Raw genomic sequence first — 13,473 nt, forward strand, 5'->3', positions numbered from 1 at the left:
CCCCTGAATTGGGAGAAGGAATGACGACCCCCCGATCCTGGCAAATCTGGGCTGCGTGCCTGATTACCTGCCTCGCGGGATTTGGTGGCGGATTGGTCCTCGGAAATGCACCCCTGCCGAATGCACCCCTGCCGAAATCCGAGACCACGGTCATTCCTTCTCCCTCCGCAACGCAAGACGAATACAGGCCCAGGCGTTCCCCTTCACGTTCCGGCCCGGAATACCGGGAGGCTGAAGCTAGGGAATCCAGGGTGGAGGGGAATCCGAGGAATCTGAGTAGGACTAGGAATCCTCGACCGCAACCCACGGTGACAAAGACCAGGTTGATAGAGGAATCCCCGGACTCCTCGGAATCCCCTCGGCCAAAGGCTCAGCGTGAGCCCATTCCTGAACCCATTCCCGAACCTGAATCACCATCCCCTAATACGCCTGCTCTACCCACACCGAATCCATGCGCGGATCACAACGATAAGAATTGCGGTGGCTGGCCAAGCCCAGGATGAGTGAGGGAAAAGGGGAAGGTGCAATGCCCTACCGACCATGCCCAGTGTGCGGCGTGATTGTTGACGGGCGTTGCCCCATCCATCCCCCAGCACAATCCCGATACAGACCAGAACGCGACCGTTCAAAGTACCGAGGGAATTGGGCGAACATCAGGCTTGCTGTATTGCAACGTGACAAAGGCATCTGCCAATACTGCGGCAATGAAGGATTAACCGTTGATCACGTAGATCCCAATGACCCGAACACATATCTCGTCGCAGCATGCGGCCCCTGCAACTTCAGCAAAGGCAATAAGACCCTCGAACAGTGGATTGCAACAGGTCGAGCACCAGCAGGCGCAATCACAGTCCTTGAGGCGATGAATTCCAGTTTTTCCCAGGCGAATTGATCAGAGGGGGATCCGAGTCCCTCCCAAATTTTTTCGTCTATGGTCTTTCCCCGAATGGCCCCATGGAAGGGAGGTGGCTTTCGCATGTCGGGAATCAAGCAGGATGGTGACAGAATCGGCTACGGGAATGTACCCGCCGTTCTGGGCAGTTCTGACGCCGGATTGGATATTTCCGAGGTTCCTGAGCCACCTCCTGGGCTTTCCGAGACTCTTCAGCAGGATTGGGTGGGGGCCTGGACGTCACCTATTGCTCGTGTGATTGACCCGGTATCGGATCTGCCCGCGATGCGTAGGCTTTTCGAGTTGCGCGCACTGGCAGAGGTATATGCGCGCAGCGGGAATGCTGATCCCAAGCTGGCCAACGTTCGGATTCGGCTGAACTCTGAAATCCGAATGCAGGAAAACGCGCTGGGCCTGTCGCCGCGTGCACGTCTCGCGCTTGGTCTGGCGCTGCTTGCCGGACAAAAGCAGTCCGCTGGGCTAGACGGATTCCTCGATGATTCGGGGTACGACGATGAGGATTAACTACGGCTCCTTTATTGCGTCCAACGATCCTCTGGCCGTTGTCGAGATGCCTTGGATTAAGGACGTCCCTCTTTCATTCCTGAATGCGCTGACACGAGCTAATGGACCCATTCCCGATAAGAGACGTACCCTCGGCCCTCAGGTGTGTTCCTGGATCGAAAAGACCTGTGTCTTTGGTGAAGGTGACCGGTACGGAAAGCCGGTGGCAATCGAGCCCTGGCAACGTGCCCTGCTTTGGAAGCTCTATGAGATTCGCGATGATGGCTCACGCCGGTTTCGCTTCGCTCTAATCTCGCTGGGCAAGGGTTCTGGTAAAAGCCCTATCGGTGGCTGGGTCGGCAATGTGGACCTCGCTGGGCCAAGCGTATTCGGTGGCTGGAAGAAAGACGGCACCCCAAAGGCGGTTCGTAGGAATAGCCCTGAGGTCATCATTATGGCCAGCTCCTACGAACAGGCTGACCTGATTCTCGATGAAATGAGGGTCACCTTCAGCGTTGGGCCTTTGGCTCAATACGCCGTTGCCATGAAAGGCGTTGTCGAGCTGAAAGGGGAACGCGGGAAGGCCCGTCGAATCCCAGCCACGGTGAAGAAGGCCGACGGTACTAAGGCAAGCACTCTCATCATTGACGAGGCTCACGAGCTGACCTCTGAGAAGCAAGAAAACGCCTACGATGTAGCTGCCGGTGGTACGGCTAAGCGCGCTGATTCTCTGGTCGCGCTTTTCTCGACCGCCGGTAATGACATGAACACCATGTTTGGGCGGGAATTCGCACGCGGGCAACGCGGTGAGTTCTCCGATGATGAACTCTTCCTCTACATGTGCGCTTCCGAGGATTTGGACGCGAGCAGCGACGAGGGGATTGCCCAGGGAGTCATTCAGGCGAATCCCCTTGCAGCATCAGGCGTGGCGGACATTAAGCGCCTCGTCGCTCGGTTCAAGTCGATGCCTCTGTTTCGAGCCAAGCGGTATTTCTGGAATCTGTGGGTGCCGACTGACGAAAGCTGGCTTCCTGCGGGGGCCTGGGATGCGTGCAAGGGGGAAGTGCAATTCAATCCTTCCTGGCCTACATGGGTCGGTGCCGACATGGCCCTTAAAAGGGACAGTGCCGCCGTGGTCATTGTCCAGATAAGGCCAGACGGCAAATACCAGGCGTCCGCTCGAATCTGGTTTCCCAATGACGGGCTCATCGACCAGGAAGAGGTTGACGATTACCTTCGGCTCATTTGCTCCACATACCAAGTTCAATGGATTGCTGCCGATGAGGCTTGGTGGCCAACGCTGCCGACATTGGAGGCAGAAGGGCTCCCTATCTTCAGAATGCCGCAACAGGGCCGAAACATGATCCTGGCCTATTCGAGGACTTACCGGCTCATCGTTGACCAGATTCTGATTCATGATGGCGCGCCTGATTTCGCTGACCAAATCGCTTCCGCTGCTCCCCATTCCACCGACCGTGGTTGGACGCTGCGAAAGGGCAGGAACAAAAGGCGAATCGACGCCTGCCCAGCGTTGGCCGGTGCCGTATTCGCCAGTGGGCAGGCACCCCCAGCCAAGGAAAAGGAACTCCCGAGGAGTCAGGTGTTTTGATGGAAAGGCTTGCTAAGGCGTGGCCGGTGGGCCTTCAGCTCCTCGGTGCGTTGGGCATTGTCTACGGGGTTTATCTCCTCGCTGGGCCTGCCTGGTCTCTAATTCTCAGCGGAGCAATGACGCTCATGCTCGGCACGCTTAAGGAAGGGGGTTACCTCGATGGGTCTGGGGAGACTGATTAATCGGTCGAAGGAAATCACCATCAAGGACACCGTGACCGGTGTCAGCGACCAGTTCGTCATTGTCGATAACATCGCCCCCGATTGGCCCCATGACATCTACCGGGGAGGAATGAACCTCCCTGGGGCCTGGAGGGCAGCGAACCTGATTGCTGACCTCCTGGGCTCTGTCCCGTGGAATGCCTACCGGCAGCGTGCTGGGAATCCGGTGGAGAAGATTGAGCCGACGCCTCCCCTGCTTCAGCAACCAGCTCCCCCCGACACTCGGATGACCACCTTTTCGAGCTGGGGCCTGGACCTGCTTTGGCACGGGAACGCCATCGGCCTGATTGCCGCGCGGAATGCGGAGGGCTATCCCACGGCGGTTTTGCCGGTGCCTGCCGAAATGGTTCAGGTTCGGCGCGTACCCGAGGGGGATTTCTCCACTCTGCCGGTCGGCTCCATTGAGTATGCGGTTGGCCGGCTGAAGGGCATGACCCCCAATGATGTGCTTCACATTAAGGGTCCGTGTGCGCCTGGCTCCCTTCGGGGAATCGGGGTTCTGGAGGCACATTTGAATACCCTCTCGCTGGGCCACGAACAGAATCGGCAGGCTAGGAATCTCTCCCAGCACGGCGTTCCTACGGGCGTTCTGAAGTCGATGAATCCGGACCTGACCCAGCCTGAAGCTACAGAGCTTAAAGCTGGGTGGCTCGCGGCTCAGCGGGACCGAACCATTGCCGTTCTGAATGCCTCAACTGAATTCCAGCCGCTTGCTTGGAATCCCGAGGAACTCCAGCTCGTGGAGGCGCGTAAATTCACCCTCCACGAGCTTGGACTTATCTTCGGTGTTCCCCTTTCCTTCCTTGGCGTTGAACAGTCGAACCGTACGTATACCAATGTCGAGCAGGAAGCCGTAAACCTCATCAAGTTTACGCTCGGTGGCCACCTAGCCCGATTCGAGCAGACCCTTTCTATGGCATTCCCTCGGGGCACCTGGGTTCAGGCGAATCTGGATGCCATCCTGCGGGCCGACACGCTCACGAGATACCAAGCACACAAAATTGCCCTTGAGAACAACTTCCTAACCGTCGATGAAATCAGGGAGCTGGAAGACCGTCCGCCACTGCCAGAAAAGCCGGTGGATGTAGACCCATTCGCGGAGGAGGACAGCGAGAATGACTGACCTATACCGCTCATTCACGCCGGACCTGGAAGTCCGCTCCGGTGGGGACGGGCGAACCATTGTGGGAATCGCGGTTCCGTATGGCAAAGCCCAGCGAATCGACTCACAGCTCGTCGAGCAGTTTGCCCGAGGAGCATTCAACAATCAGATTCGTGCCGCTCACAGGATTCCCTTTGCTCGGGAACACGTGCCCCTCGGTGGAGCCCTGATTGGTCGCACGCTAATGCTCCGAGATGATGCCGCTGGGCTATACGGAGAATGGCGAGTGAGCAAGACGCCTACCGGCGATGAAACGCTTGAGCTGGTGAAGGACGGAGCTCTGCATCAGCTCAGCATTGGCTTTAGGGAGCGCCAGAATCGACGTCTAGCCGGAGGAGTGATTGAGCGGGTTACCGCAACCCTCCGGGAAGTCGCCGTAGTAATGCAGGGCGCGTATGGGGAATTGGCCGCTGTCGCTGCCGTCCGTTCCTCCCAGGAGGAATACCCGGAATGCCCTACGTGTTCGCATAGCCGAAACAACCTCGAAAGGGCACGTCAGATCCTCGCGAATCTGCCTGTGCTCCCTATGGAATAACTGAATACCCAGCACGATACCGACACCTCGGTATTCGTTCGTCGCACCCCTGCTAATCCGCCGGACGCAGGCACCCGACATTTGCGAATACGCGACCCCTCGGTCACTCGCAGGAGAAAGCCAATCCTCGTGACCACAAAAGGGGTCAGAAGTGAATCCGTACCTGAAGAGACTGCGTGAGCAGTACTCCAGCATTCAGAGCAGCATTGAAGGTCTGCAAACCCGTGCTGCTGAGGAAGGCCGTGACCTGACCGAGGATGAACTTCGGTCTGTCACCGAGCAGGGGGAGACGGCTAAGAAGCTGTATTCCCAGATTGAAGACCTCACCGAAATCGAGACCCGGAATCGGAAGGTCTCGGATCTGGCTGCCCGCGTTCCTGATAATAGGGATGCGAATGGTGGGCCGGCTGTCCAGAATCGAGCGCTGGGAATCAAGGCCCAGGAGCGCGACCCTGGGCATTACCGTTCAGAAAAGGACGGTGGTCGGCATTCGTTCTTCGGTGACCTTTACCGGTCCCGTACTCACCAAGACGAGGAAGCCACTCGGCGACTCACCGAGCACCAGCGTGCGCTCACTACGGGCTCTCATGGCCCCGGTGTTGTTCCTCCGAAATGGCTGACCGAGGAATTCGAGCTTCTGGCTCGCCAGGGTCGCCGCCTTGCTTCCGCCGTTCGTAATATCCCGCTGGGCGATGACCCTCGGCCTATTACCCTTCCGAAGCAAATCGCGGGCACCGACGCCGTTGTTGCCGAGCAGGTGGCAGAAAACAATGCCGTTGGTGGAGCGGACGCCTGGGATTCTGACGTTGACGTTGTCACGCCAAAGCCCACCGCTGGTAAGCAGACCGTTTCCCGGCAAATGATCGATATGTCGTCTCCGGCAATCGACCAGCTCATTTATGGTGACCTGCTTGACGTTTATGACGACAAGCTGGAAGCCAAGATCGGTTCCGCTCTGATTACGGCCGCTGGCGCTCCCGTTACCACGTTCGCCCTTGAGGCATCGAACTGGACCCCTGCCAGTGCCGTTCTCAATTCCGTGGTCGATGCCGCAATTGCGGTTCGGAATGCTCGGAAGCGTCCCGCTGACATTCTGGCTATGAATGTCACCCGGTACGGTAAGTTCCTGAAGCTCCGTGATGCTGACGGTCGTCCGCTTATCGTCAATCCGGGTGTCGGTCAGGCGGTTAATGTGGCCGGTGTCGGGTCGGTCGCTACTGACGGAATTATCGAAGGTCTGGCGGTTATCGCCACTGACGGTATTCCGACGGCGTACCCGGAATCGTATGTGGCGTTCCGGGCTGCCGACACGGTTCTGTTCGAGTCGAATACTCTGCGATTCCGATTCGAGGAGGTTGCCGGACCGGAATCCGTGGTTCTCGGTATCTGGGGATACACGGCGGTCATTGTCCGGCAGGCCGGTAAGTCCGCTAAGCGCGTTCAGATCACGGCGGCCTAATCATGGCATGGCCTCCTGGACTTTCAGACCTCAAAGAGGATCTGAAAATTGATGCGACCGATACCCGCGATGACGTACGTCTCACGGTAGTTCTGAATGCTTCCGTGGATTTCGTTGAGCGGGTAAGGCCGTCCTTCAATTACGACGCTGACCCGGTGTCGGAGCTTCCAGAGCCAACCAATGACCTATTCCTCGGAACCATTCGACTGGCGGGACGGTGGCATACGCGCCGCCGTTCCCCGGACGGATTGATTCAAATGGCTGAGCTGGGAGCCTCACGGGTTCCCAGCTTTGACCCAGACATTGAAAGGCTCCTGGGAATAGGTCGGTTCGCTAAGCCGGTGATCGCATGAGCCAAATCAGCGATGTCCGAGACAGTCTGAATGTGGCTCTGAAGACCGTTCAGGGTCTCAGGGTCTATTCGGACCTGGGCGAGTCAATGGACCCCCCAGCGGCAATCGTGGGGCCTCCTCGGCTCAACTGGGAGGCTCAATGCCCTGGGCCGACCAGTGCGCGATTCCTGGTCTATGTGGTCGTCGGTGCCGATGAAAGGGCTCTGGAAAACCTCTGGCGCTGGGTCGAGCTGGCGGCCGATGCCCTCGATGGGGTCCTAGACGCCACGGTCATTCGTGCCGATCCTGGGACCTTCAATTCCGGAGGTAATGACCTCCCGAGCTACGAAATCACGGTGGAGGTAAGTCTCTAATGCCGCCTCACAACAGAAAGCTCAAGACGATTAATTTCGCCCTGGGCGGTACGCAATTCGAGTGCCAGATCAGTAACTGGAATCTGGAGAACAACTCTGAGGATGGGGAGCGGTTCTACACGTTCTGCCCGGACGGTGAATTCCGTGAAGAGGCAGAGCCGGAGTATGCCCTGAACCTTACGTTCTTCTCCGACTGGCGGAACAACGGCATTTCTGACTTCCTCGTCGATAACGACGGGCTGAATGCCACGTTCACGCTCGACCACCACCCGGATATTCCGGCCGAACACGTCACCTGGAGTGGAACGGTTCGGATTAAGGCCCCCAATGTGGGTGGCGATGCTAGGACCACCGAAACCCAGGAGGTCACTCTCCAGGTCATCGGGAAGCCCGTTTACACGAGGGAGCAGCCCTAATGCCTAGAGTCAACGTTACGACCCAGAAGATTACCCGCGCTGGGCTCAATCCGTCGCTTACCGCGCCCACCGTGGATGGCGACATTATCGACACGGGAACGACATTCCTCTACGTGAAGAATGACAACGCCGGTGCTTGCACGGTGACGGTGCAAACGCCGCTCCAGGTTGATGGCCTGGACGTTTCCGAGTTGGTGGTGTCCGTTCCCGCTGCTGGTATTCGGCTCATTGGTCCATTCCCGAAGAGGACCTTTGGTCGGCCCAGCACGCCGGATAAGGACCGTGCCTATGTGGACTACTCGATTCAGGCCAGCGTCACGCGAGCCGTGATTTCCTTCTAGGAGAAATCCAATGATTGATTTCACGGTCACGCCCGACAATGGGGAGCCGTACGACGTCAAGGCAGGCAGCCGCGATGTCCTTGTGTGGGAGAAAACCAGCAAGGGCCGTTCCTTCCAAAGCCTGATGAATGACCTCCGAATGGAGGACATGTATAAGCTGGCTCACTTCGCGGCGAAACGACAGGGCCTTTTCGAGGGAACCTTGAAGGAATTCGAGGAGACCTGTGAGCTTTCCGGCTTCACAGAAACCGAGGAAATGGACCCTACCCAGTCGGTTCCCTCCACCGGACGCTAGTTGGCCTGGCGATTGCGACCGGTATTCCTCCCAGCGTTTGGGCGGATGAAGGGGAACAGGCGATTGTGACAGCGCTCGATTTGCTGGAACGCGCACAACAAAGGGCAGCCAATAACGATGGCCTGGCTGATGAGAGGATAGGAGGTTAGCCCGATGGCCAATGAAGTTCTGAAGGTTAACCTCCGCCTCTCAGGAGCGAAGGAAACCCTAAAGGCATTCCGGGACCTTCCGAAGGAAGCGAATGACTCGCTGCGAAAGCGAACCCTGGAAATCTCGGAAGCACTGGCTACGAAACTCCAGGGAGCTGCCCAGGGTGATAGCGCTCAATCGGGTCTCATCGCTCCCACCATTAAGGCACGACGTGACAGGGTGCCGGTCATTGCCGCCGGTGGCTCACGCCGTGTCGGTCGAAAGCGGAAGCCAGCACACAAGATTCTGTTCGGATCGGAATTCGGATCCAACAGGCTGAAGCAGTTCAGGCCCCACCTGGGCCAAGGTTCGTATTGGTTCTTCCGCACGGTTGAGGCGAACGAATCCGAGATTAACGAGACCTGGAATCAGGTAGTGGCGGACATTCGGAGGGAGTTCGGAAATGGCTAGCCCGTCTCGTACCATTCGAGTCCGCTTCGACGGAAACGCCGATGGCCTGGCTAAGGCTGCCCGTGATGGTGCAGACTCGATTAAGAAGTTCCAAGATGACCTCCCCGATATCGGCGTCAAGGGCGGACGTGGATTTTCTGGGTCCTTCATGGATGCCGTGAAGGCGGGATTCAAAGCATCGGTGCCAAACTTCATCAGCGAATTTGGATCGACCTTCACGTCTGGTCTCAAGGGCGTGATCAGTTCTCCGGTAATCGGGCCAATCATTATCGCTGCCCTAGCTGGTGTTGCCGTTATGGTTGCGCCTGCTGCGGCGACATTCATAGGTGGCGCGATAGTCGCAGGCGTAGGCGCTGGGCTAGTCGGTCTAGGTGTTTTGATTCTGGCTCAGAACGAGAAGGTTAAGGCGCAGTTCTCCAAGACCTTTTCTGAGATCAAGACAATTCTGATGGATGCGGCAAAGCCGCTGCTGCCTGTTCTTGCGGTTGTGCGTTCGGTCCTAAAGGGCCTCGTCCAAGAATTCGCTCCAGTTCTCAAGGCAGGCTTTAGCCTGGTGCAGGGACCGCTAAAGGGTTTCATAAAGGACCTAGGTCGGGCTTTCGCGGAACTCAAGCCAGCCATTGAGCCCTTTATGGAGGCACTGGGAAATATCCTGCGCTCCTTGGGTCCGCAGCTTCCAGGACTGTTCCAATCCATCAGTAAAAGTCTTGTCGGTCTGGCGAATTCGGTAGGCAAGAACAGCGACATTTTCGCAGCTTTTATTTCGGCACTCCTCATGATGATTCCGCCCGCGATCGATGCGATTACGTTTTTGATCAAGGCTTTCCGAAAGATCGTCGATATCACATTTAAGGTTGGCGCTGCCGCACTCGGAATGGCCGATACGGTCCTAGGTGCTCTCCAGAGCATCGTGAATGCGATAGCCAGGGTGCCCGGCCCTTGGCAGGACACGTTTAGGAAAGTCTCGGCTGCGATCGGTCAAGGCCGCGCTGCATTGCAGCATTACAAGCGGCAATTCGAGATTACGCCAAAGATCGTGCAGCTTCGCGGCGATATCCGTGATCTCGACAACAAGTTGGCCCGTGCTCGGGCACAACTGAAAGACCCGAACCTGACCAAGGAACGGCGGGCAAAGCTGAACGCCGATATCCAGGCCCTTCTCCGGAGAAAGAGCCAAGCCCAGGCAGCCATTAATGGTCTCCAAGGAAAAACCGTCTACATCAACGCCGTATACCGTGGCCCAGGTGGTGTCAGAGCTGAAGCGCGCGCAAGCGGTGGCCCTGTCATGGGTGGCCGTACCTATTTGGTCGGTGAGCGTGGCCCAGAGCTATTCACAGCGCCAACGAATGGCCATATCGTCCCGAACCATGACCTGGCCCGCTCTGGCGACATTGAGGTGAAGGTTTTCATTGGCGACCAGGAGCTAAAGGGAATCGTCCGTACGGAAATCAGCGAGCGTGACCGTTCGCTGAAGCGTCGAGCAACTTCGGGGGTGGCTAGGTAATGCCTCTCACGCTTTCATACCTGAGCGACCTATCCAGGGTCCGTATTGCCGCTAGTGGTCTCGGCGGCACTACGGCCGTATTCGAGCGCTCTACAGACGGGGTTACCTGGAAGACGATTCGAGGGGGATCGAATGTTGCCCTTTCGAGTGGCGCTGCCACGCTTGATGACTACGAATTCCCCTCTGGAATCCTCACCACCTATCGCGCTGTCTCTGGTGTCAGTACGGCGGGCCACCTCGATCTGACCAGCTCGACCAGCTCTAAAGCGTCCACGCCGGACACTGCGGCTCTGGATATCACTGGTGACATTGATTTGCGGGCCAAGGTCTCTCTCGATGACTGGACGACCACGACCGCGCAGACATTCATCGGGAAAGGCTTCAATGCCTACTCCTTTGGTAAGAACGAATCAGACTTCCTCCGCATTGAATGGCACAACGGCTCGACCCTTCTCCAGGCAGTTTCAACCGTGCCTGTAACCTATGCCAACGGAACAATCAAATGGGTTCGTGTAACTCTCGACGTCGATAACGGCGCTGCGGGTAGGGACATCAAGTTCTATACGTCCGACGATGGCTCTACCTGGACCCAATTCGGCTCGACGGTAACGCAGGCTGGGACGACGGTAATTGGCAATAGCACGACCGTGCTAGCGGTGGGAAACAGAGGCGACAACGTAAGCCCAATGGTCGGCAATTGCTACAATGCCGAAGTCCGAAATGGGATTGGTGGCACTGTCGTCGCCAATCCTGACTTCACGGTGCACGCTAGTGGGACAACGTCCTTTGTGGATGGCACCGGAAAGACCTGGACCGTAACGTCTCCTGCTTCAATCGTCGGGGGTAGTAGTGGTTCTGTCCAAAACACTATTACCGTGAGCCTCGATACCGTTTGGCTGAAGTCCATTCAATTCCCGTTCCTGAATCGGCCCGTGGTCGTGAACGACTGGAGCGCAACGGAGAGGGAATTTCGAGGAGGAGTGTTCCCGGTAGTCGGCCGTTCCTTCCCAGTCGCCGTAACGGACCTCAGAGGCTCACGCCGGTACACCCTCGATGTAATCGCCCATGACCAGGCCCAGGCTAAGGACCTGGATTACCTGCTTGCCAGTGGAGGGCCGATATTCGTCCACGTTCCCGCCGATTGCGAGATTCCCCAGATGTACGCCGTTGTAAGCGGCGGTTCTGGGGAACGTCGTGCTGCCCGTAGGTCGAGCCGGCGAGTGTTTTCGATGCCTCTTCAGGAAATCGCGACGCCTAACCCTAACCTCGTGGGAGCAACGAACATTTGGCAGGCCGTGATTGACTCCTATGGTTCATGGGCTGCATTCCAAGCTGCCCATTCCACCTGGGAGGCTGTGCTTGCAGTCGTTAGTGATCCGTTGGTGGTGCTTGTTCCATGAGGGCAGTGTCTGCAAATTTCCTTAATGCTGTTCGGGGAAGCCATCAAATGGTGGCGCGTGCCCGAGTGGTCTCGACATTCCAGACTGGCGTGAATCCCACGGGAACCGAAATCGCGATCTTTAGCGGGAATGTGGTCCTTGATGGCAATGCAGACATCAGGGGAACGCTGGATCTGACCACCGATGGCACTGATCGGTGGCCCAGGAAACCGACAGACCTACTCGCGCCATACGGAAACGAGATTTTCGTGGAGCGTGGCATTCGGGACGTGAACGAGAAAACCGAGCTGGTGAGTCTCGGCTACTACCGCATTTACGCTCCCGAGCAGAACGAGATTCCCGATGGGGAGATTCGGCTGGAATGCAAAGACCGAATGTCCGCCATCATCGAGGCTCGACTATTCGAGCCCAGGCAGTTTGCCGCTGGAACGACGATTGGGGCGGTGTTCAATGCTTTGGTGTTGGAGGTCTATCCCAGCGCCGTCATCGAATGGGACGACAACACTAATACCTCCACGCTGGCGCGGTCGGTGGTGGCCGAGGAGGATCGTTATGCATTCCTCCGCGACCTAGCTACGTCCGCCGGAAAGGTGATGTATTTCGACCACAGGGGAATCCTGGTCATCAAGGACCCACCGAACGCCTCGGTTCCCGTGGTTGAGGTAAACAGCGGGAACAATGGCGTCCTTGTGTCCATGAGGCGTCACCTTTCCCGTGAAGGCGTCTTCAATGCCGTTGTGGCAATGGGGGAGGCAACGGATACCGAGGAGCCGGTGAGAGCCGTCCAGGTCGATAACAACCCGAATAGCCCGACGTACTTTAACGGGAAGTTCGGGAAGGTGCCGAGGTTCTTTTCCAGCCCGTTCATTACCACCTTGGAACAGGCCGAGTCGGCAGCGGCATCAATCCTGACACGCTCGCTGGGCCTCCCCTATAACGTCGATTTCTCGGCTGTGCCAAACCCAGCGTTGGAACCTCTCGACCCCGTGAAGGTGAAATACCCGCGAACGGCGGCCGAGGTTCACGTCATTGATTCCCTGACCATTCCTCTCACCTCGGATGGCCTCCTAACGGCAGCAACGAGGGAGAGCACCCATACCAGCATTGGAGCGCCGTAATGGGTTACCAGAGCGATGACCTGACTCCTCTGCTCTTTCCCCCAGCCCAGGGCGATTTCGGCTTTCACCAAGGGAAGGTCCTGACCTGGAATCAGAAGACTGGGCAGAACACAATCAGCATGGCCGGTGCCACCCTCGTTGACGTTCCCATCATGAACGGCACCGAGGTTCCTCTTCTTCAACCTGGGCACGTTGTGGGAATGCTCCGATGGAAGTCCTCCTATTTCGTGCTGGGCAGGATCATTGTTCCCAATGCTCCGGACATTGGCGCGCTGCCGGGAGCTTTGGCCGGTGTCGGTGCCACGAACCTGAACTTCGAGATCACGACCGTTCGGGAAAAGGTTGCTACCGCAGTATTCGATGTGCCCCCCTGGGCTAATCAGGCACTGGTGCTTTGTGTTGCGAATGCGAGCATGCATAATCTCCTGGGAACTTCTCAGTTCTTTTATCTCACGTCGCCAATCAGCGACGGGTTTGGCGGAGAAATGTATGCGAATATTCCCGCAGGGCAGACCATGCACGTTAGTGCTGCCACACAGTTCCTCATGGGTGAGGGAGCTTTTGACCCTGTAACAGGTGACCCCATCGGACTAGGAACAAAAATCACTGTGGCAGCCCAGGTGAGGGCTAGCGCCAACGTACCGTCATCTACATCAAATATCGCAAGCGTCCACGCTATCGCGATGTTCAGAAAGGCATGAGAGGAGGAAT

The 13,473-nt window shown here is 57.4% G+C and carries 13 protein-coding genes; all 13 read left to right on the plus strand.

All coding sequences use genetic code 11. The annotated features are described in order from the left end of the window. The first annotated feature begins 976 nt into the window (after positions 1–976). The 13 genes from ID574_RS35975 (at position 977) to ID574_RS36035 (ending at position 13,463) form a co-directional block, all read left to right on the plus strand. Positions 977–1,417 (plus strand): hypothetical protein, encoded by a 441-nt coding sequence (locus ID574_RS35975; RefSeq protein WP_188193438.1) that lies wholly within the window; start codon positions 977–979, stop codon positions 1,415–1,417. After that, entirely contained in the window at positions 1,407–3,005 is a 1,599-nt protein-coding gene (locus tag ID574_RS35980; protein ID WP_188193439.1) for a terminase large subunit domain-containing protein, read from the plus strand. Before ID574_RS35975 ends, ID574_RS35980 begins: the two co-directional genes overlap by 11 nt. A gap of 159 nt (positions 3,006–3,164) precedes the next feature. Beyond that, the gene (locus ID574_RS35985; RefSeq protein WP_188193440.1) at positions 3,165–4,349 is read left to right on the plus strand and encodes a phage portal protein; all 1,185 of its coding nucleotides are present in this window, start codon (positions 3,165–3,167) and stop codon (positions 4,347–4,349) included. After that, the gene (locus ID574_RS63015; RefSeq protein WP_188193441.1) at positions 4,342–4,923 is read left to right on the plus strand and encodes an HK97 family phage prohead protease; all 582 of its coding nucleotides are present in this window, start codon (positions 4,342–4,344) and stop codon (positions 4,921–4,923) included. The genes ID574_RS35985 and ID574_RS63015 overlap by 8 nt, the downstream gene beginning before the upstream one ends. 151 nt (positions 4,924–5,074) lie before the next feature. Beyond that, positions 5,075–6,382: a phage major capsid protein gene (locus ID574_RS35995; protein ID WP_188193442.1), complete on the plus strand. Its 1,308-nt coding sequence runs from the start codon at positions 5,075–5,077 to the stop codon at positions 6,380–6,382. 705 nt (positions 6,383–7,087) lie between these two features. After that, a complete protein-coding gene (locus tag ID574_RS36000) occupies positions 7,088–7,504 on the plus strand; it encodes a hypothetical protein (RefSeq protein WP_188193443.1) in 417 nt (138 codons plus the stop codon). Next, positions 7,504–7,845, plus strand: coding sequence for a hypothetical protein (locus tag ID574_RS36005; RefSeq protein WP_188193444.1), 342 nt, complete (start codon positions 7,504–7,506; stop codon positions 7,843–7,845). The genes ID574_RS36000 and ID574_RS36005 overlap by 1 nt, the downstream gene beginning before the upstream one ends. Positions 7,846–7,855: 10 nt before the next feature. Then, on the plus strand, positions 7,856–8,140 hold the full coding sequence (locus tag ID574_RS36010) for a hypothetical protein (protein WP_188193445.1): 285 nt from the start codon (positions 7,856–7,858) through the stop codon (positions 8,138–8,140). Between the two features lie 153 nt (positions 8,141–8,293). Next, positions 8,294–8,740: a hypothetical protein gene (locus ID574_RS36015; protein ID WP_188193446.1), complete on the plus strand. Its 447-nt coding sequence runs from the start codon at positions 8,294–8,296 to the stop codon at positions 8,738–8,740. After that, entirely contained in the window at positions 8,733–10,244 is a 1,512-nt protein-coding gene (locus tag ID574_RS36020; protein WP_188193447.1) for a phage tail family protein, read from the plus strand. Before ID574_RS36015 ends, ID574_RS36020 begins: the two co-directional genes overlap by 8 nt. Then, the gene (locus ID574_RS36025) at positions 10,244–11,644 is read left to right on the plus strand and encodes a hypothetical protein (RefSeq protein ID WP_188193448.1); all 1,401 of its coding nucleotides are present in this window, start codon (positions 10,244–10,246) and stop codon (positions 11,642–11,644) included. The genes ID574_RS36020 and ID574_RS36025 overlap by 1 nt, the downstream gene beginning before the upstream one ends. Positions 11,645–11,709: 65 nt before the next feature. After that, positions 11,710–12,762 carry a DUF5047 domain-containing protein gene (locus ID574_RS36030; protein ID WP_223167418.1) on the plus strand — a complete coding sequence of 351 codons (1,053 nt, stop codon included), beginning with the start codon at positions 11,710–11,712 and terminating at the stop codon, positions 12,760–12,762. Next, entirely contained in the window at positions 12,762–13,463 is a 702-nt protein-coding gene (locus tag ID574_RS36035) for a hypothetical protein (RefSeq protein WP_188193450.1), read from the plus strand. The genes ID574_RS36030 and ID574_RS36035 overlap by 1 nt, the downstream gene beginning before the upstream one ends. The last annotated feature ends 10 nt before the right edge of the window (positions 13,464–13,473 follow it).

The sequence above is a fragment of the Nonomuraea sp. SYSU D8015 genome (assembly GCF_008065375.1).
GTDB lineage: Bacteria > Actinomycetota > Actinomycetes > Streptosporangiales > Streptosporangiaceae > Nonomuraea.

Coding starts and splice junctions, on each gene's coding strand:
- ID574_RS35975 (WP_188193438.1), top strand. CDS start 977: ATGTCGGGAATCAAGCAGGATGGTGACAGAATCGGCTACGGGAATGTA.
- ID574_RS35980 (WP_188193439.1), top strand. CDS start 1,407: ATGAGGATTAACTACGGCTCCTTTATTGCGTCCAACGATCCTCTGGCC.
- ID574_RS35985 (WP_188193440.1), top strand. CDS start 3,165: ATGGGTCTGGGGAGACTGATTAATCGGTCGAAGGAAATCACCATCAAG.
- ID574_RS63015 (WP_188193441.1), top strand. CDS start 4,342: ATGACTGACCTATACCGCTCATTCACGCCGGACCTGGAAGTCCGCTCC.
- ID574_RS36000 (WP_188193443.1), top strand. CDS start 7,088: ATGCCGCCTCACAACAGAAAGCTCAAGACGATTAATTTCGCCCTGGGC.
- ID574_RS36005 (WP_188193444.1), top strand. CDS start 7,504: ATGCCTAGAGTCAACGTTACGACCCAGAAGATTACCCGCGCTGGGCTC.
- ID574_RS36010 (WP_188193445.1), top strand. CDS start 7,856: ATGATTGATTTCACGGTCACGCCCGACAATGGGGAGCCGTACGACGTC.
- ID574_RS36015 (WP_188193446.1), top strand. CDS start 8,294: ATGGCCAATGAAGTTCTGAAGGTTAACCTCCGCCTCTCAGGAGCGAAG.
- ID574_RS36020 (WP_188193447.1), top strand. CDS start 8,733: ATGGCTAGCCCGTCTCGTACCATTCGAGTCCGCTTCGACGGAAACGCC.
- ID574_RS36025 (WP_188193448.1), top strand. CDS start 10,244: ATGCCTCTCACGCTTTCATACCTGAGCGACCTATCCAGGGTCCGTATT.
- ID574_RS36035 (WP_188193450.1), top strand. CDS start 12,762: ATGGGTTACCAGAGCGATGACCTGACTCCTCTGCTCTTTCCCCCAGCC.